Source organism: Cupriavidus sp. GA3-3, from assembly GCF_000389805.1.
Classification (GTDB): domain Bacteria; phylum Pseudomonadota; class Gammaproteobacteria; order Burkholderiales; family Burkholderiaceae; genus Cupriavidus; species Cupriavidus necator_D.
Map to the genome: position 1 here is coordinate 144,927 of NZ_KB944460.1, position 21,143 is coordinate 166,069.

Sequence of the window (21,143 nt, forward strand, 5' to 3'; positions counted from 1 at the left end):
GCCTGCCGCCATGGAATCGACCTTCCACCAGTTTTCCGAACTGTTCGCCCAACTCGGCCTGGCCTCCGACGAAGCCAGCATCCGCAGCTTTATCGGCACGCACGCCCCGCTGCCCGACGATGTCGAGCTGGCCGAGGCACCGTTCTGGACCCCCGCCCAGGCCACGCTGCTGCGCGACGAGCTGCTGGACGACGCCGACTGGGCCGAGGTCGTCGACCAGCTCAATCTCGCCCTGAGACAGCCGGCCTGAGGCCGCTTACGCGGCCAGCGTAGCCTCCAGCGCCTGGCGCAGGTCGGCGATCAGGTCGCGCGTGTCTTCCAGGCCGATATAAAGCCGCACCAGTTCGCCGGTATCCTGCCAGCCGGCCGGCGGCCAGGTGCCCGCCGGGCGCATGCCCTGCACGTGGTACGGCACGGCCAGGCTGTGGGCACCGCCCCAGGACCAGCCGATCGCAAACAGCTGCAGCGCCTCGACCAAGGCATCCACCTGCTGGCGTGTATAGCGTGCCCGCAGGATGATGGCAAAGAGCCCGCTGGCACCGGTGAAATCGCGCCGCCAGCTGGCGTGGCCGGGGCAGTCCGGCAGCGCCGGATGCAGCACGCGCGCAACCTCGGGCCGCTGGCGCAGCCACTCCGCCACTTCGCGGGCCGCACGGTCATGCGCGGCCAGGCGCACCGGCAGGCTCGGCAGCCCGCGCAGCACCAGGTGGCAGTCATCGGCGGAAACACCCCAGCCCATCAGCATGCGGGTGCGCTTGAGGCGGTCATGCAGCGCATCGTCGCAGGTCAGCACCGCGCCCATCAGCACGTCGCTGCCGCCGGACTGGTACTTGGTCAGCGCCTGCACCGAGATGTCGATGCCCTTGTCGAACGGGCGGAAGTAGATGCCGGCAGACCAGGTATTGTCGATCGCGGTCAGCACGCCGTGCGCCCTGGCCGCGGCGACGATGGCGTCGCTGTCGGGCACTTCCATGGTCACCGAACCGGGCGACTCCATCCAGATCAGGCGCGTATTCGGCCGGATCATCGCCGCCATCGCAGCAGCGTCCATCGGGTCGTAGTAGCGCACGGTCACGCCGAATTCGCGTGCCAGCCACTCGCCGTGGTCGCGGTTGGGGCCGTAGACGTTGTGCGGCACCAGCACGTCGTCGCCGCTCTTGAGCAGCGCGAAGTAGACCAGCGAGATCGCCGCCAGCCCCGACGGCTGCAGCAGCGTGTGGCGCGCGCCCTCCAGCAGCGCCAGGTGCTGGCACAGCGCCTCGCTGGTGGGCGTGGCGTGCAGGCCATAGCGCCAGTAGGTGGTGGCACCGTCGCCATGGGCGCGCAGTTCGGCGAGGTTGCGGAACACCACGGTGGAGCCGCGGTGCGTGGCGGGAGAGAACGAGGCAAAGCCGGGCGCGATCTCCAGCTCGGGCTGGACCGCAACGGTTTGCAGGTAATGGGCGGGCGACGCGGGCTTGTCGGATGGCGAATCGGACACGGCGGTTTCCTTGCTGGCTGCTGGCCGGACACGGCGCGCTGCCCCGGCGGTATCGCCCGGGCAGAAGCGTGGCACGGTCAGGAATGAGACTCGATGAGCCTCCGAGCTTACCAGCAAATGCCGGCCGCGCCACCGGCGATGGCAACGGCGGACACCAGCAAGCGGCTTACCAGCCGGAAATCGAGGACTTCGGCGGCGGCGGCGCGTAAGTGACGCCGCTGTTGGGCCTCATGTCGAACGGGGGGATCACCAGCACGCCCAGAGGGCGGATAAAGAACGGCAGCACGATGGCCGGGTTGAACGCGTCGGTCCAGGTGCCGCGCACGGCGCCGCTGGCGTCGATGCTGCCTTCCCAGTTGCCCGATACGCGGGTGCCGTCGTCGGACTCCTCCATCAGGAAGGCGCCGTCCTCCCACTCGCCTGCCAGCAGGCGCACACCGGCGCCACGGCCGGCGTATTCGCCACGCACGCTGTCGCGCTCGTCAGGCTTGGGGCCCAGGCGCAGCCGCACCGGCTGGTCGCCGACCTTGCCGACGTAGACCGGCAGCGACGCATATTCCGGCCGCGGCGCCAGGGGTTTTGGCGCGCCAGTGGAAAGCGAGGTGCCGCCGCGCCGCGCTTCGCCGTCGCGAATGGCCTGGTTGATGCCCAGGCCTTCGCCGCCGGCTGGCCCGGTGTTAACCGGGCCGGTCGACAGCTCGGTCGCCGGCGCTGCCTGCGCCGTGCCCGCCAGCGCGAGCACGGCGGCCAGGCCGAGCGCGCAGAGGTTCTTCGTCAGCGAAGCAAGGCGCAAGGCTAACCTCAGATACGCTCGAAGATGGCGGCAATGCCCTGCCCGCCGCCGATGCACATCGTCACCAGCGCGTAGCGGCCCTGCACGCGGTTCAGCTCATGCAGCGCCTTCACCGTGATCAGGGCACCGGTGGCGCCGATCGGGTGGCCCAGCGAGATGCCCGAGCCGTTCGGGTTAACCTTGGCCGGGTCCAGACCGAGCGCCTTGGTCACGGCGCACGCCTGTGCGGCAAAGGCTTCGTTGGCTTCGATCACGTCCAGGTCCGACACCTGCAGGCCGGCGCGCTCCAGCGCGATCTTCGTCGCCGGCACCGGGCCGATGCCCATGGTCTTCGGGTCCACGCCGGCATGGCCGTACGACACCAGGCGGGCCAGCGGCTTCAGGCCGCGGCGCTCGGCTTCGGCGCGCTCCATCATCACCACCGCGGCGGCGGCGTCGTTCAGGCCCGAGGCATTGCCGGCCGTGACCGTGCCGTTTTCCTTGACGAAGACCGGCCTGAGCTTGGTCATGTCGTCGATGGTGGCGTCATGGCGCACGTGCTCGTCGGTGTCGAAGGTCACGTCGCCCTTGCGGCCCTTGCTCACCACCGGGACGATCTGGTCCTTGAAGTAGCCGGCCTTGATCGCTGCCGAAGCGCGGCGGTGCGATTCCAGCGCGGCCTCGTCCTGCTGCGCGCGCGAGATGTCGTATTCCTTGGCGACATTCTCGGCGGTCACGCCCATGTGGATGCGATGGAAGGGATCGTGCAGCGCACCCAGCATCATGTCGACCAGGCCGGCGTCGCCCATGCGTGCGCCCCAGCGCGCTGCCGGCGCCAGGTACGGTGCGCGGCTCATGCTTTCCGCGCCGCCGCCGATGGCGACGTCGGTATCGCCCAGCAGGATGGTCTGCGCGGCGCTGACAATGGCCTGCAGGCCCGAGCCGCACAGGCGGTTCACGGTCAGCGCGGGGGCGTTGATCGTCACCCCGCCGTTGACGGCCGCGACGCGGCCCAGATACATGTCGCGCGGCTCGGTCTGGATCACGTTGCCGAATACCACGTGGCCGACATCGTCGCCCGACACCTGCGCGCGCGCCAGCGCCTCGCGCACCACCAGTGCGCCCAGCTCCGCCGGTGCCACATCCTTCAGGCTGCCGCCAAAGGTCCCGATCGCGGTACGGACACCGCTTACCACTACCACTTCACGCGTCATGACTTTGTCTCCATGAGGTTATGTTGCACCGCACAGTATAGCGGGACGCGGACGAAATCGAACGAGCGTACTTTTACCTAATCAACCCGTTTCAGACCTCGCCCCACAGGTCGTGGCCATCGGCGCCGGTGATCTTCACGTCGACGAACTCGCCGGCGCGATAGCGCTGGGCGTGGCGTTCCGGCGGCGCGATATAGACGAGGCCGTCGATTTCCGGCGCATCCGCGGACGAACGGCCGATGCCGCCATCCTGGTTGACCTCGTCCACCAGCACGCGCAGGGTCTGGCCGACCTTGCGCTGCAGGCGGCGCGCCGAGACCTCTTCGGCCACTTCCATGAAGCGGGCGCGGCGTTCCTCGCGCACCTCGTCGGGCAGCGCGCCCGGCAGGTCATTGGCGGTGGCGCCCTCCACCGGCGAGTAGGCGAAGCAGCCGACGCGGTCCAGTTCGGCTTCGGCGATAAAGTCGAGCAGGGTCTGGAACTCCGCCTCGGTCTCGCCCGGGAAGCCGGCGATAAAGGTGCTGCGGATGGTCAGCTCAGGGCAGATCTCGCGCCAGGCGCGGATGCGGTCCATGGTCTTCTCGGCATTGGCCGGGCGCTTCATGCGCTTGAGCACGTCCGGGTGCGCGTGCTGCAGCGGCACATCGAGGTACGGCAGCACATGGCCCTGCGACATCAGCGGGATGATCTCGTCGACGTGCGGGTACGGGTAGACATAATGCAGGCGCACCCAGGCACCGTACTGCGCGGCCAGCTCGCCCAGCGCCGCCACCAGCTCGGTCATGCGGGTCTTGAGCGGGCGGCCGTTCCAGAAGCCGGTGCGGTACTTGACGTCGACGCCATAGGCACTGGTGTCCTGCGAGATCACCAGCAGCTCCTTGACGCCGGCCTTGAACAGGTTCTCGGCCTCCAGCATGACCTCGGCCACCGGGCGCGACACCAGGTCGCCGCGCATCGACGGGATGATGCAGAACGAGCAACGGTGGTTGCAGCCCTCGGAGATCTTCAGGTAGGCGTAATGCTTGGGCGTCAGCTTGATGCCGGCGGCCGGCACCAGGTCGGTGAACGGGTCATGCGGCTTGGGCAGGTGCGTGTGCACCGCCTGCATCACCTCGCCCAGCGCATGCGGGCCGGTCACGGCCAGCACCTTGGGGTGCACCGACGACACGATGTCGTGGCCCGCCGCATCCTTCTTCGCACCCAGGCAGCCGGTGACGATGACCTTGCCGTTCTCGGTCAGGGCCTCGCCGATGGCGTCCAGGCTCTCCTGCACGGCCTCGTCGATAAAGCCGCAGGTATTGACCACGACCAGGTCAGCGCCGTCATAGGTGCCGCTGATGGCATAGCCCTCGGCGCGCAGCTGGGTGATGATCTGCTCGGAGTCGACCAGGGCCTTGGGGCAGCCAAGGGAAACGAATCCCACACGCGGACTATGGTCTTTCTGGGTCGTTGATTCTGAAGGGTTTTTCACAGTGCAATCCGAATGTGGGGGCGGGCGCGGCGAATATGCGGGGACAAGGCCGGCAGCCGGTGAGCCAATCGCGCATTTTAACCGTTTGCCATGAATTCTCGGCGCCTGACACCATACATGTGGCCCAGGCTGCGTCATTCCGGCGCGGTCGCGGCTCCCGGCAGGCCTTCCAGGACCCGCTCTATCTCCATCGAGTCCTGCATGCGCCGGATGGCCGCATGCAGTTCGGCGGCCTGTGGCCAGGTCCGCTTGAGATAGCTGAGCCACAGTTTCACGCGCCCATGCTCATGGCACGACGCGATACGGGCATGCAGCTTTTTCAGGTAGGTGGCGATCTGGCGCAGCACCAGCGGCCACTCCTGGTCCGACGGCGAACCGTCCATCAGCCCGCGAATGCGCAAGGCCAGGAAAGGATCGGACACGGCGCCGCGCCCGATCATCACGTCGGCACAACCGCTGACGGCCCGGCAACGCTCCCAGTCGGCGACGGTCCAGACATCTCCGTTGGCAATCACCGGCACGTCCACCGCCGCCGCAATGCGCGCGATCCAGTCCCAGTGGGCCGGCGGCCGGTAGCCATGGTCCCGCGTCCGGGCATGCACGACGAGCGAAGCCGCGCCGCCTTCGGCCAGCGCCGTGGCGCAATCAATGGCCAGCGAGGTATCGGAAACGCCCAGCCGCATTTTTGCCGTCACGGCGATATGGGCCGGCACCGCCGCGCGCACGGACGCGACGATCCGGCTCAACAACTCAGGATTCGTCAGCAGCATGGCACCGCCGCCATGCCGGTTGACGACCTTGGCGGGGCAGCCGAAGTTCAGGTCGATGCCATGCGGCGACAAGGTCGCGGCATAGGCCGCATTGCGCGCCAGCCATTCCGGATCGCTGCCGAGCAACTGGATCACCATCGGCGTGCCGCTGCGGGTATAGCCGCCGGCGAGGATTTCGGGCGTATCGCGCTCGTAGACGCGGGCGGGAAGCAACGAACCGGTCACCCGGACGAACTCGGACACACAGCCGTCGTAGCCGCCAGTGTCGGTCAGCACGTCGCGCAAGACGTAGTCGGCAAGCCCTTCCATGGGGGCCAGGAACAGCCGGCTCATGGCGAAGCCTTCATCGAAGCAGAGAGCCGGGCCTTAAGGGGCGGACGAGCATATTGGATAACGGAGGGCATGGGTTTTCGCGCACAAAAGGCGAGTCCACACTGAGCCGCCGCTGGAGAGAGTTGCGTGATTGCGTGCGCCCGGGGACGCAGACCGCGCATTCTACCTGCTTTGCATCTGCACGGTTTTCAGGGATCGGCGATTCTCATACCGTAGCCCATAGGCTACGGTAAGGTATGCTCAGCATCCGGACAACCCAAATTTCCGGGTTCAACGAGGAATTCCGGGGAACGTTAAAGCCCTTGGCGGTGGAGTCAGCGAAATGCGCGTGGACCACGGCCCGGGCTACCGCATCTACTTTCAGCAACGCGGCCAGGTAATTGTGATCCTGCTCTGCGGAGGCAACAAGTCGACCCAGCACGCTGATATCGAAAGAGCACGCACTCTGGCGGCCAATCTTGATCTGGAGTGAGCCATGAAGGAACCGACCCGCCCCTGGGACTCCGCCGAGCATCTGAGGAACGATCAGGAGATCGCCGCCTACCTGGATGCCTGCCTGGCCGAGGCCGGCGACGACGATCGATTCATTGCCTACGCACTCGGGGTGGTGGCGCGTGCGCGCGGCATGACGCGACTGGCGCGCGAAACGGGCCTTTCGCGCGAAAGCCTCTACCGCTCGCTGTCAGGCGAAGGCAATCCGGAGTTCGGGACGATCTGGAAGGTGATGCGGGCGCTGGGCATCCGCCTGCATGCGAGCGCTGGCTGAGTGCTAGCCAGCGTGCGGGATATGCGGCGGGGTGTAGCGCCCGCCGCTGCCAGTGTCTTACTTCTTGTCCGGCTGGTTGAACGGGAACGTCCCGAACATATTTTTGGCCTGGCTTTGCATCTGCTCCTGCATCTGCACGAACAGGTTCTTGCTCTGCTCGATGTAGTTGCTCATCATGCCCTGCATCATCGGGCCCTGCATGTTCATGAACTGCGACCACATGTCGGGGCTGAAGGTTTCGCCGGAATACAGGCCCTTGGAGTTCTCGGCCAGCTTGTTCTGGATGTCGATGAAGGCCTGGATGTTCTTTTCCAGGTAGGTGCCCATCATGCCCTGCATGGCATGGCCGTAGAAGCGGATGATCTGCGACAGCATCGCGCTGGAGAACATCGGCACGCCGCCCGTTTCTTCTTCCAGGATGATCTGCAGCAAGATGCTGCGGGTCAGTTCGTCACCAGACTTGGCGTCGACGACCTTGAATTCTTCTGAATCCATGACCAGCTGCTTGACGTCGGCCAGGGTGATGTAGGTGCTGGTCTGGGTGTCGTAGAGCCTGCGGTTCGGATACTTTTTGATCAGTCGCTCTGCGCCTTTTTTGGTCGTGGCCATCGGTGCTCTGTCCTTGTGTCATCGCTGTTTGCGCGCTGCTGCACCGCATGGGGTGCAGTGCGCAAATCGGTATCGCCCGCGCCATCTGCTTGTTGTCGTGCCGGCCATCTGGTGGCCCGTTCGCGCATGGCTGCGCGTGGCGGCCTGCAACCTCGCCCCCGCGAGGGCCGCGCTGCACGAACATGGTGCTGGCTGCGCCGCTGCCCTGATTCTATGCCCAACAAGGCACTAAGAAAAGCGACGGGGCTTAAGGAAAACCCGGTGAATTGGCGCAAAAAGCGAGGAATGCCGCGCTGGCAGAAACGATTCGCGGGCCTTGACGGCCCGCGAAACGGGCGGCGAAACGAAACGCCCGCCGCCTTGTGCGCCGCGCTGGCTGCACCGCAATACGCGGGCGCCAGCGCCGGCTGCCGACTGGTTGAACCAGGCCGGCAGGTCAGCCCATATGCAGGCCGCCGTTGAGCGAGAAGTCGGCGCCGGTCGAGAAACCGGACTCCTCCGACGACAACCAGGCGCAGATCGAGGCAATCTCTTCCGGCAGGCCCAGGCGCTTGACCGGGATCGTCGCGACGATCTTGTCGAGCACGTCCTGGCGGATCGCCTTGACCATGTCGGTGGCGATATAGCCCGGAGAAACCGTGTTGACGGTCACGCCCTTGGTCGCCACTTCCTGCGCCAGCGCCATGGTGAAGCCATGCAGGCCGGCCTTGGCGGTGGAGTAGTTGGTCTGGCCAAACTGGCCCTTCTGCCCGTTCACCGACGAGATGTTGACGATGCGGCCCCAGCCACGGTCGGCCATGCCGTCGATCACCTGCTTGGTGACGTTGAACAGCGAGGTCAGGTTGGTGTCGATCACCGCATCCCAGTCGGCGCGGGTCATCTTGCGGAACACCACGTCGCGGGTGATACCGGCGTTGTTGATCAGCACATCAACCTCGCCGACCTCGGACTTGACCTTGTCGAATGCGGTCTTGGTCGAGTCCCAGTCAGCCACATTGCCTTCCGAGGCAATGAAATCGAAGCCCAGGGCCTTCTGCTGCTCCAGCCACTTTTCGCGGCGCGGCGAGTTGGGGCCGCAACCGGCCACCACACGAAAGCCATCCTTGGCCAGCCGCTGGCAAATGGCGGTTCCGATACCACCCATGCCGCCGGTCACATACGCAATGCGCTGAGTCATGTCCACTCCTTGATTGGCTTCGTTATCGTCGCCGGGTCCGCGCCAACCGCGCGCGGCCCCGGAAAACCCCTTCCTTATTTGCGCTCGACTGCCAGCGCCACGCCCATGCCGCCGCCGATGCACAGCGAGGCCAGGCCCTTCTTCGCGTCACGGCGCTTCATCTCGTGCAGCAGCGTCACCAGGATACGGCAGCCCGACGCGCCGATCGGGTGGCCGATGGCGATGGCGCCGCCGTTCACATTGACCTTGGAGGTGTCCCAGCCCATCTGCTGGTGCACCGCCAGCGCCTGTGCGGCAAAGGCCTCGTTGATCTCCATCAGGTCCAGGTCTTGCGGGGTCCACTCGGCGCGCGACAGGGCGCGCTTGGAGGCCGGCACCGGGCCCATGCCCATCACCTTGGGATCGACACCGGCGTTGGCATAGCTCTTGATCGTGGCCAGCGGGGTCAGGCCCAGTTCCTTGGCCTTGGCCGCCGACATCACCACCACCGCGGCGGCGCCGTCGTTCAGGCCCGAGGCGTTGGCCGCGGTCACCGTGCCGGCCTTGTCGAAGGCGGGCTTGAGGCCGGACATGCTGTCCAGCGTGGCGCCCTGGCGCACGAACTCGTCGGTCTTGAAGGCCACCGGATCGCCCTTGCGCTGCGGGATCAGCACCGGGACGATCTCTTCGTCAAACTTGCCGGCCTTCTGCGCGGCTTCGGCCTTGTTCTGCGAGCCGACGGCGAACTCATCCTGCGCCTCGCGTGTGATGCCGTATTCCTTGGCCACGTTCTCGGCGGTGATGCCCATGTGGTACTGGTTGTACACGTCCCACAGGCCGTCGACGATCATGGTGTCGACCAGCTTGGCATCGCCCATGCGGAAACCGTCGCGCGAGCCCGGCAGCACGTGCGGGGCGGCGCTCATGTTTTCCTGGCCGCCGGCCACCACGATCTCGGCGTCGCCCGCCATGATCGCGTTGGCGGCCAGCATCACGGCCTTCAGGCCCGAGCCGCACACCTTGTTGATGGTCATGGCCGGCACCATCGCCGGCAGGCCGGCCTTGATCGCGGCCTGGCGTGCGGGGTTCTGGCCCGAACCGGCGGTCAGCACCTGGCCCATGATGACTTCGCTCACCTGCTCCGGCTTGACGCCGGCGCGCTCCAGCGCGGCCTTGATGACCACGGCACCCAGTTCCGGTGCCGGGATCTTGGCCAGCGAGCCGCCAAACTTGCCGACCGCGGTGCGGGCGGCGGATACGATGACAACGTCAGTCATTGTGTAGTCCTTTCAATGGAAACGGGAGGGAACCTGCAGGCCTGCCGGCGCCGTGCATGACGCACGCCGGCACTCATGCAAGCGTCATGCCTTGGCTTTGACGTATCGCCCAGGCGCGGGTTCGATTGCGCGATAGCGCGCATTGCCATAGTTGGCGGGCGCGGCGCGTTTCGCGCCGGCCTGCCCGGCCAGCCATGCGGTCCAGTCCGGCCACCAGCTGCCGTGATGCTCGATGGCGCCGGCCAGCCATTGCTGCGGCGACTCCGGCAGCGCATCGTTAGTCCAGTGGCTGCGCTTGTTCTTGGCCGGCGGGTTGATCACACCGGCGATATGGCCCGACGCACCCAGCACGAAGCGCAGCTTGTTCGCCAGCAGCGCGGTCGAGGCATAGGCCGCGGTCCACGGCACGATATGGTCTTCGCGCGAGCCGTAGATGTAGGTCGGCACGTCGATGCTGGCCAGGTCCACCGGCACGCCGCACACGGTCAGCTTGCCCGGTACCTTGAGCTCGTTCTGCAGGTAGGTGTGGCGCAGGTACCAGCAGTACCACGGCCCCGGCAGGTTGGTGGCGTCGCCGTTCCAGAACAGCAGGTCGAACGGCACCGGCGTGTTGCCCTTCAGGTAGTTGTCGACCACGTAGTTCCACACCAGGTCGTTCGGGCGCAGGAACGAGAAGGTATTGGCCAGCTCAAGGCCGCGCAGCAGCGCGCACGGCGCGCCGGCGCCGCCGCCCAGCGTGGCCTCGCGCAACTGCACATGGCCCTCGTCGACAAAGACGTCGAGGATGCCGGTGTCGGCAAAGTCCAGCAGCGTGGTCAGCAGCGTGACGCTGGCGGCCGGGTGCTGGCTGCGCGCGGCCAGCACCGCCAGCGCGGTCGAGACAATGGTGCCGCCCACGCAGAAGCCGAGCACGTTGATCTTGTCCTGGCCGCTGATGTCGCGCGCGACTTCGATGGCGCGGATGGCCGCGTGCTCGATGTAGTCGTCCCAGGTGCTGCCGGCCATGCTGGCGTCCGGATTGCGCCACGACACCAGAAACACCGTATGTCCCTGCTCCACCACATGGCGCACCAGCGAGCTCTCCGGCTGCAGGTCCAGGATGTAGTACTTGTTGATGCACGGCGGCACCATCAGCAGCGGGCGCGCGTGCACCTTGTCGGTCAGCGGCTTGTACTGCAACAGCTGGAAGTACTCGTTCTCGAAGACCACGGCGCCTTCGGTCACCGCGACATTGCGGCCGACCTCAAACGCGCTCTCGTCGGTCTGCGAGATCTTGCCGCGTGTCAGGTCTTCCATCATGTTGCGCACGCCGGCACGCAGCGATTCGCCGCCCGACTCGATCAGCAGGCGCTGCGCCTCGGGATTGGTGGCAAGGAAGTTGGCGGGCGACATCGCATCGACCCATTGCGAGATCGCGAAGCGGATGCGCTGGCGGGTCTTGGCATCGGCCTCGACGGCATCGGCCAGCTCGGTCAAGGCGCGCGCATTGAGCAGGTAGAACGCGGCAGCGAAGCGATATGGGAGGTTGGTGCGCCATGCGTCGCCGGCGAAGCGCCGGTCGTGCAGCGGACCGGTGGCCTCGGCCTTGCCCTCGGCCATGGCCTGCCACAGCGCTGAGAAGTCCTTCATGTAGCGCTGCTGGATATCACCCAGCTGCGCCGGCGCGATCTTGACGCCTGCCAGCGCATCCAGGCCCGGAATGCCGGACGCGGCCGCGTGGCCGTTGCCTTCAGTGCCCTGCCACTGGCGGGACCATTCCAGCCATGTGGCTGGATCGAATGGCCCCGGCGTGAACTTGAATGGTTGGGACTTGCCTTCCTGCGTGGAAGCTGCCGCGCCTTTGCCGGTCGCCATGATTTGATTGTCTCTCTGCCGTCACTATTCGAACCGGCTCCGGGCATTGCCCTGGCCGGCACTTTGCATGGGGAGATGCTATCCGAATGGACCCGGCTTGCGCCTCCCCCAAAGCGGGAGGGTCTGCCGGCACATCTGCCCTGGAACTGGCTGGAAGCCCTCGACCGCACCTGCTGCGGCCGTGGCTTGCGTCCATTCCGATAGCGGCTCCCCTTTTATCCGGCAAGCGCGACATTCTCGCATGGAGACGCCATGCGCTATGCTTGCCGGAGAAACCTGGGAATCGTCAGCGATTCCGAGACATTTGAGTCCATTGTTGCCTTGCAACGCACGCGCTGTCAATGCGGGAATCCGCCTCGGCACTGCACGCTTCCCGACCTACCGGACGGTATGCAGCGCTCGCATCTGCCGAGGCCCCAGAGCATAGGCGAGAAGGATGAATTTTTGATGTACATCGTGGCCATTGGCTGGCTCTACGTGGCGCTGATGATGGCGATCACCGAGCACAACGTGGTGGCAGGCGTTGCCACCTTCCTGATGTATGGCATGGCGCCGGTGGCGCTGGTGCTCTACATCATGGGCACGCCCGGCCGCCGCCGACGCAAGGCTGAAGCCGAGCGCGCGCAGGCGGCCAGGGGCAAGGACGAGTGAGGCAGCGGCGGGCTCAGTCCGCCAGCCAGACCAGGCTGGCCATGCGGCCGGTCACGCCATCGCGCCGATAGGAGTAGAAGCGACCGGCGTCGGCCACGGTGCAGGCGTCGCCGCCGTAGACCTCGGTACAGCCGGCGCGCGCCAGGCGCGTGCGCGCCAGCGCATAGATGTCGGCAAGGTACTTGCCCGGGGCACCAGGGCGGAAGGCTGCGGCAACCGCGACCTGTTCATCGGCGCGTGCCTGGGCCAGGAAGGCATCGCGCACTTCGGCACCCACCTCGAACGCATCGGGGCCGATGGCCGGGCCCAGCCATGCCAGCCAGCGCGCGGCACCGGCAGCGGCCTGCATCCGTGACAGCGTGGCTTCGATCACGCCGCTGCACAGGCCGCGCCAGCCCGCATGCGCGGCGCCCACCACCGTCCCCTGCGCATCGCATAGCAGCACCGGCAGGCAATCCGCCGTCATCACGGCGCAGACGTGGCCGGGTACCACCGCCAGGCTCGCGTCGGCCTGGGGCACGGGCGCGCCCGGGGCCGCCACATGGTCGACCGTGGCGACCGCGCAGCCATGCACCTGCTCCAGCCATTGCGGCATCGACGGCAGGCAGGCGGCCAGCCGCGCGCGGTTGCGCGCCACGTCGGCGGCGTCGTCGCCAACGTGGGTGCCCAGGTTCAGGCCGCCGGGGGCGCCGCCGGCAAGCCCGTACGGGCCCTTGCTGACACCGCCCTGGCGCGTGGTTGACAACGCGCGCACACGCGCCGGCGCGGGCCAGTCAGGGACCAGCCAGGCGCGATCAGGCGCTGCGCTCATCGTCATCGTCGTCCTCGTCATCACCAGCGTATTCCCAGTGGGCCTCGCCGCCTTCCCAGACTTCGTCCCAGCCTTCTTCTTCCTCGTCGGCCTGCGCGCTTTCAAAATCCAGCGCATCGATCAGCGCCTGCAGGTCTTGCGGCGGCTGCGCGGTCCACGACATGCGCTTGCCGGTGGCCGGATGCACCAGGCCGAGCTGGTACGCATGCAGCGCCTGGCGCTCATACGGCACCGGCAGCGGTGCGCGGACCGCCGGGCGCTGCCCGCGCTGCGTGGCGCGGAAGTAGGCCGGGTCGCCCACCAGCGGGTGGCCGATCGACTCGAAATGCACGCGGATCTGGTGCGTGCGGCCGGTCTCTAGCTTGCACATCACCATCGACACGAAGCCCCGCCCCAGCGGCACCGTGGCCAGCGTGCGGAAATGCGTGCGCGACGGCTTGCCGCTGGCGGTATGCACGACCGCCATGCGCGTGCGCTCGCGCGGGTCGCGGCCGATGGGCGCGTCGATGGTGCCCTCGTCATAGGTGCGGCCCCACACCAGCGCGATATAGGTGCGCTTGACCGTGCGCGCCTGCAGCTGGCGCACCAGGTCGGTCTGCGCGGTCAGCGAGCGCGCCACCACCATCAGGCCGGAGGTTTCCTTGTCGAGCCGGTGCACGATGCCCGCGCGCGGCAGCAACGCTGCGCCGGGGTCGCGGTGCAGCAACCCGTTGAGCACGGTGCCGCTCCAGTTACCGGCAGCCGGATGCACCACCAGCCCGGCGGGCTTGTTGATCACCAGCAGGGTGTCGTCTTCATAGACCACGTCCAGCGGCACGTCCTCGGGCGAGAAAGCGGACGATTCCGGTGCGGCCTGCGGCTGGATCTCGATGCGGTTGCCCATCCGCACGGCGTCGCGCGGACGGCGCACGTGGCCGTCGACACGCACCGCGCCGCTTTCGATCCACTGCTGCAGGCGGCTGCGTGAAAACTCGCTGAAGTGACGCGCGAGCAATTTATCGAGCCGCTCGCCATGCGAGGCGCTGTCCACCTCCAGCGACAGGGTCACGGCCGGCTCGGCAGCCGCCGCGCCGCCGGGCGGCACCTCGGCAAGGTCTTCAAATTCCTCTGGATGGGCCTCGAAATCGGCCACGGACGCGGCTGCGCGCACCCGTTCTGGTGGAAGTCCTCCCACGCCAGCTCCTGCTTCGGGGTTGGGCTGGGGGCTTGGGCTATAATGCTTGACGCTATTTTTCTTCATCCGGGATACGATTGCCCATGCAATTGCAGAGCATGAAACGCGCGCGCTGGCGCACGACAATTGGAGCGGTTCTGCTCGCAGGCGGCTGCGTCATGCTGTCTGCATGCGGCCTGCTGGCGGACCAACCCGACGAGACCGCAGGCTGGTCGGCCAACAAATTATATTCGGAAGCCAAGGATGCGCTGGATGGCGGCGACTACACGCGTGCCGTCAAGCTGTATGAAAAGCTCGAAGGCCGCTATCCGTTTGGGCGCTATGCACAGCAGGCCCAGATCGATACCGCCTACGCCAACTACAAGGATGGTGAAACAGCAGCAGCCCTGGCCGCGGTGGACCGCTTCATCCAGCTGCACCCGAACCATCCCAATATCGATTACGCCTACTACCTCAAGGGCCTGATCAACTTCAACGACAACCTGGGCTGGCTGGGCCGCTTCTCGGGCCAGGACCTGAGCGAGCGCGACCCCAAGGCCGCGCGCGCCGCCTATGACGCGTTCAATACGCTGATCACGCGCTACCCGGAAAGCAAGTACACCCCCGACGCCACGCTGCGCATGCAGTACATCGTCAACTCGCTGGCCCAGCACGAAGTGCACGCCGCGCGCTACTACTACCGGCGCGGCGCATACCTCGCCGCCGTCAACCGCGCCCAGCAGGCGCTGAAGGACTATGACGGCGCTCCGGCCAACGAAGAAGCGCTGTACATCATGGTCCGTTCATATGACGCGATGGGAATGAAGGACCTGCGCGACGACACCGCACGCGTGATGGAGCGCAATTTCCCGGACAGCGATTTCATCAAGTACGGCGCGCGCCGCAAAGACAAGTCCTGGTGGGAAGTGTTCTGACGCCGGCTGGCCAGAGGCCATAAAAAAGCGGGACGTATCCTCCGATACGTCCCGTTTTTCTTTTTCCGGCACCTGTGCGATCAGTCCGCTGCCGCGGCCTCCTTGCCAGGACCGCGCAGCGACTCCAGGAACCGCACCACCGTCGCCGCCTCACGCGTGCGCGTGAACGGCGGCAGGCTTTGCCAGATCTGACGGCCATAGGGCTTCTCGACCAGCCGCGTATCGAAGATCGCCAGCACGCCGCGGTCCGATTCCGAGCGGATCAGCCGCCCCGCCCCCTGCTTGAGCGTGATCACCGCATGCGGCAGCTGGTGCACGGCAAACGGGCTCAGGCCCTTCTTCTGCAGCACTTCCATGCGCGCGGCCAGCACCGGGTCGTCGGGCGGCGCGAACGGCAGCTTGTCGATGATCACCAGCGACAGCGCCTCGCCGCGCACATCCACGCCCTCCCAGAAGCTCTGGCTTCCGACCAGCACCGCGTTGCCCAGCTCGCGGAAGCGGTCCAGCAATTCGGTGCGGCTGGCCTGGCCCTGCACCAGCAGCGGCAGGTTCAGGCCGCGCTCGGCAAACGCGTCATAGAGCAGGTCCGAGGCACGCTGCACGGCGCGCAGCGTGGTGCACAGCAGGAAGGTGCGTCCGCCGGCGGCCTCGATCAGCGGCAATGCCGCCTGCACCACCGCGTCGGTGAACTGCGGCGACTGCGGCTGCGGCATATCGCGCGGCACGTAGAGCAGCCCCTGCTTCGCGTAATCGAACGGGCTGGGCAGCGTCAGCGAGCGGTCCTTGTCGAGCCCCAGCTGCGCCGCGTAGTGGGTGAAATTCCCCTTCACCGACAGCGTCGCCGAGGTGAAAACCCAGGCGCGCGGCTGGCCGTCGCGCTGGCGCGTGAAGATCGGCGCGATCGACAGCGGCGTGCGGTGCAGCTGCACAGTATGCGAGAACACCTCGACCCAGCGCACGGTTTCAGGGCCGGCGGGCAGCGCCGGCGCGGCTTCGCCGTCGCCCTCGGTCGGCTGCGGTGCCGGCGCGGGCGCGGCATCGGCGCGCCACGCGGCCAGCTTGTTGGCCAGCTCCAGCGCGCGGCGGTGGCATTGCTGCAACGATTCGGCACGCTCGGCCTGGCTTTCGAGCATCTCGACGAAGTCTGACAGGGCTTCGTCCAGCGCATCGAGCGTTTCGTTGAAAGGCTCGGCGATACGGCGGTCGGCCTCGATCTGGCCCAGCGCCAGCCGCGCATTGTCCTTGCTGAAGGCCAGGCGCAGGTCGCGCGCGGCGCGCTCCAGCGGCGCGGCCAGCGCAACCCAGTCCACCGCATCGCGCGCGTGCGACAGGCCTTCGGCCACGGTATCGCGGGCGATTTCCAGCAGCTGGCTGGTGGACAGCGTCTCACCGAAGAACAGCGTGGCGGTCTCGGGCAGCTGGTGGGCTTCGTCGAAGATCACGGTGTTGGCGGCCGGCAGCAGTTCCGCCATGCCGGTGTCGCGCAGCACCACGTCGGCAAAGAACAGGTGATGGTTGACCACCACCACGTCGGCCTGCTGCGCTTCCTTGCGCGCGCGCATCACAAAGCATTCCTTGTAATGCGGGCATTCCGATCCCAGGCAGTTGTCGCGCGTGGAGGTCACCATCTGCCATACCGGCGCGTTCTCGGGAACGGACGCCAGCTCGGCCTTGTCGCCGGTGGAGGTTTCCTTGATGAAGCGGCCGATGTCGCGCAGCCACGCCGCATCCTGGCGCGACGCCAGGCGGCCGTTGGCCTGCGCGCGTTCCAGGTGGTAGTGGCAGACGTAGTTGGCGCGGCCCTTGAGCAGCGCCACCGAGACCGGCACGTTCAGCGCATGGCGCACCGTGGGGATGTCGCGCAGGAAGAGCTGGTCCTGCAGGTTCTTGGTGCCGGTCGACAGGATCACCTTGCCGCCCCACAGCATCGCCGGCACCAGGTAGGCGTAGGTCTTGCCGGTGCCGGTGCCCGCTTCGACGATGACGGAATCGTTCTGCACGATCGCGTCGGCGACGGCCTCGGCCATCTTGTGCTGCGAGGCGCGCGGCCGGTAGCCGGGAATCGCCTGGGCCAGCGTGCCGGTATCGGCAAAGATGGTGGCCAGTTCCGCGCCGCGGCTGGCGCCGTCGTCGGCGGGCGCGGCAGGCGCGGGCGACCCGGCGTCGGTCAGGCTGACGGCTTCGGACGGCTCAGGAGAATCTGGAAGATCGGACAAGGCAGGGGGAGAATGTTGTATGGGCCGCCGGACAGCGCCGGCGGCGATCGGCAAGCCTGGCGCGAATGCGCTCAGGCCGGCACGTCGGGTTCGAGCTGCAGCTGCAGCAGCGTGATGGCGTCCTTCAGCTTGAGGCGGCGCTTCTTCAGCCGGCGCAGCTGCAGTTCGTCATGGACGGCATCGTTGGCAAGGCGGTCGATCAGGAAATCCAGGTCGCGGTGCTCGATCTGCAACTCCATGATGCGCCGCTCCAGGGTATTCAGGTTGCTGTCCATCTATGCCTCCGCTGCGCAGTCACGGTGCCGGACCTCAAAAGCCGAACGGGCGCGGCGCCGATGCCTGCCCCTGTTGCTCCTTCGCCTTGGCGCGGCGCTCTTCCAGCTCCTTCTGGCGCCGTTCGAGGTCGCGCTGCTTGGCCTCGTATGCCTTGACATTCTCCTGCCGCTGGCGGGCCTGCTCGGCGCCCTTCTGCTGGGCCTCCTGCATGCGGGCATCGAAGTCAGACTGCTTCTTTTCGTACGCCTGCGCATTGGCGGCACGCTGCGGCGCCTCGCCCTGGCGCTGCGCCTCGCGCAGCTGCTGTTCCTGCTGCTTCTTCTGGAAGGCATCGCGGCTGGACTGCTCGCTGGCCGAGCGCTTCGGCTGGCTGGCCTCGAACTCGGCGCGGCGCAGCGCCTGTTCGCGGTCGCGCTCGGCGGCGCGGTAGGCGCGTTCGGCCTCGCCTACCTCCAGTTCGCGCTTGCGCAGCACCTGCAGCTCCTCGCGCTGGACTTCCTTGGCGCTGTTGATGCAGTGGTTGACAAAGAACTTGCCGTAGCACTCGCGCTCGGCGGCGGCAAAGCGGTAGTTGGTCCAGGCGCGCGAATCCTCGACGGCCTTGCGTTCGGCGGCAAAGTCGCGCTGGCCGTTGGCGGCGGGTGGCGCCGCGGGCGCGGAAGTCTGGGCGCGCGCCTCGCGCAGCGGCATCAGCACGGCGCATGCAGCCACGGCCAGTGCAGCCAGGCGGCCGAAGCGGAACAGGGAAGTTTCAGGCACGTTGGCGAAGGTTGGCATGGCCAGGATGGTGGCCTTGGCGGCGGCCGGGCGGGACTTGACGGTCATGACCGGATTCTAGCATCCGGGCCGGGCACCGGCCTGCCCTGCCGGGCCGTTGCGGACGTGCGCGGGACGCCGCCCGCCCCGCACCCGCTGCGCGCCCTGGCGAATCCCTTGCGCGCTTGTGGCAAAATGCCCCGCTTTCGACTGACTGCGTTTCTCGCCGCGCTCTCCGATGTCCAACCTGCCCGCATCCGTCTCGCAAAAGATCGTCTCGCTCATCGCGGCTGAACTGTCCGTGCAGCCCCGCCAGGTGGCCGCGGCCGTGGCGCTGCTCGACGAAGGCGCCACCGTGCCCTTCATCGCCCGCTACCGCAAGGAAGTGACCGGCAACCTCGATGACACGCAGCTGCGCAACCTGGAAGAGCGCCTGCTGTACCTGCGCGACATGGAAGACCGCCGCGCTGCCATCCTCGCGTCGATCCAGGAGCAAGGCAAGCTGACGCCCGAGCTGCAGGCCGCCATCGAGGCCGCCGAAACCAAGCAGGCGCTCGAAGACCTCTACCTTCCCTACAAGCCCAAGCGCCGCACCCGCGCCCAGATCGCGCGCGAATGCGGGCTGGAGCCGCTGGCGCTGGCACTGCTGGCCGATCCCACGCTGGATCCGCAGGCCGAGGCCGCCAGGTACGTCAACGGCAACCCGACCGCCGACGGCGGCGTGCCTGACGTCAAGGCCGCGCTGGACGGCGCGCGCGACATCCTGTCCGAGCAGTTCGGCGAGACTGCGGAACTGCTGGGCAAGCTGCGCGAGCACCTGTGGACCAACGGCGTGGTGTCCTCCACCGTGATGGAAGGCAAGGAAACCGCCGAGGAAGAGAAGTTCCGCGACTACTACGCCTACAGCGAGACCATCCGCACGGTGCCGTCGCACCGCGCGCTGGCGCTGTTCCGCGGCCGCAACGCGGGCGTGCTGATGGTCAAGCTGGGCCTGGGCGAGGAACAGGACGCGATGGTGCCGCACCCGTGCGAAGGCATGATCGCGCGCCATGTCGGCATCCAGCAGTTGGGCCGCCCGGCCGACAAGTGGCTGGGCGACGTATGCCGCTGGTGCTGGCGCGTCAAGGTGCAGCCCCACCTGGAAACCGAACTGCTGACACAGCTGCGCGAAACCGCGGAGAACGAAGCCATCAAGGTGTTCGGCCGCAACCTGCATGAGCTGCTGCTGGCCGCGCCGGCCGGGCCCAAGTCGGTGATGGGCGTCGACCCGGGCATCCGCACCGGCTGCAAGATCGCCGTGGTGGACAGCACCGGCAAGCTGCTGGACACCGCCACCATCTACCCGCACGAGCCGCGCCGCGACTGGAACGGCTCGCTCGCCACGCTGGCGCGCCTGGCAACGCAGCACAATGTGGCGCTGGTGTCGATCGGCAACGGCACCGCCAGCCGCGAAACCGACAAGCTGGTGCAGGACCTGATGAAGCAGATGCCCGAGCTGAAGCTGACCAAGATCGTGGTCAGCGAGGCCGGCGCTTCGGTGTATTCGGCGTCGGAACTGGCCGCCAAGGAATTCCCGGACCTGGACGTGTCGCTGCGCGGCGCGGTGTCGATCGCCCGCCGGCTGCAGGATCCGCTGGCCGAACTGGTCAAGATCGATCCCAAGTCGATCGGCGTGGGCCAGTACCAGCATGACGTCAACCAGCGCGAGCTGGCGCGGGCGCTGGACGCCGTGGTCGAAGACTGCGTCAACGCCGTGGGCGTGGACGTCAACACCGCCTCGGCGCCGCTGCTGGCGCGCGTGTCGGGCCTGAACACGGTGCTGGCGCGCAATATCGTCGAGTTCCGCGACGCCAATGGCGCCTTCCCCAACCGCGATGCGCTGAAAAAGGTGCCGCGCCTGGGCGACAAGACCTTCGAGCAGGCCGCCGGCTTCCTGCGCATCAACGACGGCGACAATCCGCTGGACCGCTCCTCGGTGCACCCGGAAGCGTATCCGGTGGTGCAGCGCATCCTGGAACACGTCAAGAAGGGCCTGCGCGACGTGATGGGCAACCGCGACGCGCTGCGCGGCCTGTCGCCGACGCAGTTCACCGACGACTCCTTCGGCCTGCCGACCGTGCGCGACATCCTGTCCGAGCTGGAAAAGCCGGGCCGCGATCCGCGCCCCGAGTTCAAGACCGCAACCTTCCAGGAAGGCGTGGAAGACGTGAAGGACCTGCAGCCCGGCATGGTGCTGGAAGGCGTGGTCACCAACGTGGCGGCCTTCGGCGCCTTTGTCGATATCGGCGTGCACCAGGACGGCCTGGTCCACATCTCGGCACTGTCCAGCAAGTTCGTCAAGGACGCGCATGAGGTGGTCAAGGCCGGCCAGATCGTCAAGGTCAAGGTGATGGAGGTCGACGTCAAGCGCAACCGCATCGGCCTGTCGATGCGCCTGGACGACGAGCCAGGCCAGGCCGCGGCGCGTGCCGGCGGCGACCGTGGTGACCGCGGCGGCCAACGCAACGGCGGCGGCAAGGGCTTCAACGGCGGCCGCCGCGAGGCGGAACCGGCCGGCGCCATGGCCGCGGCCTTCGCCAAGCTCAAGCGCTAGCCCGCAAGCCGATGGCATGACGCCCCGCACGGGCGACCGTGCGGGGCGTC

At 67.3% G+C, this 21,143-nt stretch carries 20 protein-coding genes; 6 read left to right on the top strand and 14 right to left on the bottom strand.

What is annotated here, in order from left to right:
* Positions 1–10: 10 nt before the first annotated feature.
* Positions 11–250 (top strand): DUF2789 domain-containing protein, encoded by a 240-nt coding sequence (locus tag C265_RS00675; RefSeq protein ID WP_010810122.1) that lies wholly within the window; start codon positions 11–13, stop codon positions 248–250.
* A gap of 6 nt (positions 251–256) precedes the next feature.
* Here the strand turns inward: C265_RS00675 and C265_RS00680 are convergent, their stop codons facing one another.
* The 5 genes from C265_RS00680 to C265_RS00700 all read right to left on the bottom strand — a co-directional run bounded on the left by C265_RS00680 (position 257) and on the right by C265_RS00700 (position 6,040).
* Positions 257–1,480 carry a cystathionine beta-lyase gene (locus tag C265_RS00680; RefSeq protein ID WP_010810123.1) on the bottom strand — a complete coding sequence of 408 codons (1,224 nt, stop codon included), beginning with the start codon at positions 1,478–1,480 and terminating at the stop codon, positions 257–259.
* A gap of 166 nt (positions 1,481–1,646) precedes the next feature.
* Positions 1,647–2,273, bottom strand: a complete 627-nt coding sequence (locus tag C265_RS00685) for a hypothetical protein (RefSeq protein WP_010810124.1) — start codon at positions 2,271–2,273, stop codon at positions 1,647–1,649.
* Positions 2,274–2,281: 8 nt separating this feature from the next.
* Complete coding sequence (gene bktB / locus C265_RS00690) at positions 2,282–3,466, bottom strand: beta-ketothiolase BktB (RefSeq protein ID WP_010810125.1); 1,185 nt, start codon at positions 3,464–3,466, stop codon at positions 2,282–2,284.
* A gap of 91 nt (positions 3,467–3,557) precedes the next feature.
* Positions 3,558–4,937, bottom strand: coding sequence for a 30S ribosomal protein S12 methylthiotransferase RimO (gene rimO, locus C265_RS00695; RefSeq protein WP_010810126.1), 1,380 nt, complete (start codon positions 4,935–4,937; stop codon positions 3,558–3,560).
* 134 nt (positions 4,938–5,071) lie between these two features.
* Positions 5,072–6,040, bottom strand: coding sequence for a tRNA-dihydrouridine synthase (locus tag C265_RS00700; protein ID WP_010810127.1), 969 nt, complete (start codon positions 6,038–6,040; stop codon positions 5,072–5,074).
* Between the two features lie 322 nt (positions 6,041–6,362).
* On the opposite strand from C265_RS00700, the gene C265_RS00705 reads away from it, so the two are divergent.
* Entirely contained in the window at positions 6,363–6,512 is a 150-nt protein-coding gene (locus C265_RS00705) for a type II toxin-antitoxin system RelE/ParE family toxin (protein ID WP_010810128.1), read from the top strand.
* 3 nt (positions 6,513–6,515) lie between these two features.
* The gene (locus C265_RS00710; protein ID WP_010810129.1) at positions 6,516–6,806 is read left to right on the top strand and encodes an addiction module antidote protein; all 291 of its coding nucleotides are present in this window, start codon (positions 6,516–6,518) and stop codon (positions 6,804–6,806) included.
* 57 nt (positions 6,807–6,863) lie between these two features.
* On the opposite strand, the gene phaR is transcribed toward C265_RS00710, so the two are convergent.
* From phaR to C265_RS00730, 4 genes are all read right to left on the bottom strand, one after another.
* Complete coding sequence (gene phaR / locus C265_RS00715; RefSeq protein ID WP_010810130.1) at positions 6,864–7,415, bottom strand: polyhydroxyalkanoate synthesis repressor PhaR; 552 nt, start codon at positions 7,413–7,415, stop codon at positions 6,864–6,866.
* A gap of 436 nt (positions 7,416–7,851) precedes the next feature.
* Positions 7,852–8,592 (bottom strand): 3-ketoacyl-ACP reductase, encoded by a 741-nt coding sequence (locus C265_RS00720; protein ID WP_010810131.1) that lies wholly within the window; start codon positions 8,590–8,592, stop codon positions 7,852–7,854.
* A 74-nt stretch (positions 8,593–8,666) separates the two neighbouring features.
* Positions 8,667–9,848, bottom strand: coding sequence for an acetyl-CoA C-acetyltransferase (locus tag C265_RS00725; RefSeq protein WP_010810132.1), 1,182 nt, complete (start codon positions 9,846–9,848; stop codon positions 8,667–8,669).
* 84 nt (positions 9,849–9,932) lie between these two features.
* Positions 9,933–11,702: a class I poly(R)-hydroxyalkanoic acid synthase gene (locus C265_RS00730; RefSeq protein WP_010810133.1), complete on the bottom strand. Its 1,770-nt coding sequence runs from the start codon at positions 11,700–11,702 to the stop codon at positions 9,933–9,935.
* 447 nt (positions 11,703–12,149) lie between these two features.
* Here C265_RS00730 and C265_RS00735 point away from each other — a divergent pair, with 447 nt between their 5' ends.
* Entirely contained in the window at positions 12,150–12,353 is a 204-nt protein-coding gene (locus C265_RS00735) for a hypothetical protein (RefSeq protein WP_010810134.1), read from the top strand.
* Positions 12,354–12,366: 13 nt separating this feature from the next.
* On the opposite strand, the gene pgeF is transcribed toward C265_RS00735, so the two are convergent.
* Entirely contained in the window at positions 12,367–13,164 is a 798-nt protein-coding gene (gene pgeF, locus C265_RS00740) for a peptidoglycan editing factor PgeF (protein ID WP_010810135.1), read from the bottom strand.
* Complete coding sequence (locus C265_RS00745; RefSeq protein ID WP_037023314.1) at positions 13,148–14,404, bottom strand: RluA family pseudouridine synthase; 1,257 nt, start codon at positions 14,402–14,404, stop codon at positions 13,148–13,150. The genes pgeF and C265_RS00745 overlap by 17 nt, the downstream gene beginning before the upstream one ends.
* A gap of 17 nt (positions 14,405–14,421) precedes the next feature.
* On the opposite strand from C265_RS00745, the gene C265_RS00750 reads away from it, so the two are divergent.
* On the top strand, positions 14,422–15,252 hold the full coding sequence (locus C265_RS00750; RefSeq protein ID WP_011615082.1) for an outer membrane protein assembly factor BamD: 831 nt from the start codon (positions 14,422–14,424) through the stop codon (positions 15,250–15,252).
* Between the two features lie 80 nt (positions 15,253–15,332).
* On the opposite strand, the gene C265_RS00755 is transcribed toward C265_RS00750, so the two are convergent.
* The 3 genes from C265_RS00755 to C265_RS00765 form a co-directional block, all read right to left on the bottom strand.
* Positions 15,333–17,468, bottom strand: coding sequence for an ATP-dependent DNA helicase (locus C265_RS00755; RefSeq protein ID WP_010810138.1), 2,136 nt, complete (start codon positions 17,466–17,468; stop codon positions 15,333–15,335).
* A gap of 71 nt (positions 17,469–17,539) precedes the next feature.
* Complete coding sequence (locus C265_RS00760; protein ID WP_010810139.1) at positions 17,540–17,743, bottom strand: DUF465 domain-containing protein; 204 nt, start codon at positions 17,741–17,743, stop codon at positions 17,540–17,542.
* 34 nt (positions 17,744–17,777) lie between these two features.
* Complete coding sequence (locus C265_RS00765; protein WP_010810140.1) at positions 17,778–18,569, bottom strand: hypothetical protein; 792 nt, start codon at positions 18,567–18,569, stop codon at positions 17,778–17,780.
* Positions 18,570–18,738: 169 nt separating this feature from the next.
* Here C265_RS00765 and C265_RS00770 point away from each other — a divergent pair, with 169 nt between their 5' ends.
* Positions 18,739–21,093, top strand: a complete 2,355-nt coding sequence (locus tag C265_RS00770) for a Tex family protein (RefSeq protein ID WP_010810141.1) — start codon at positions 18,739–18,741, stop codon at positions 21,091–21,093.
* Positions 21,094–21,143 lie beyond the last annotated feature (50 nt).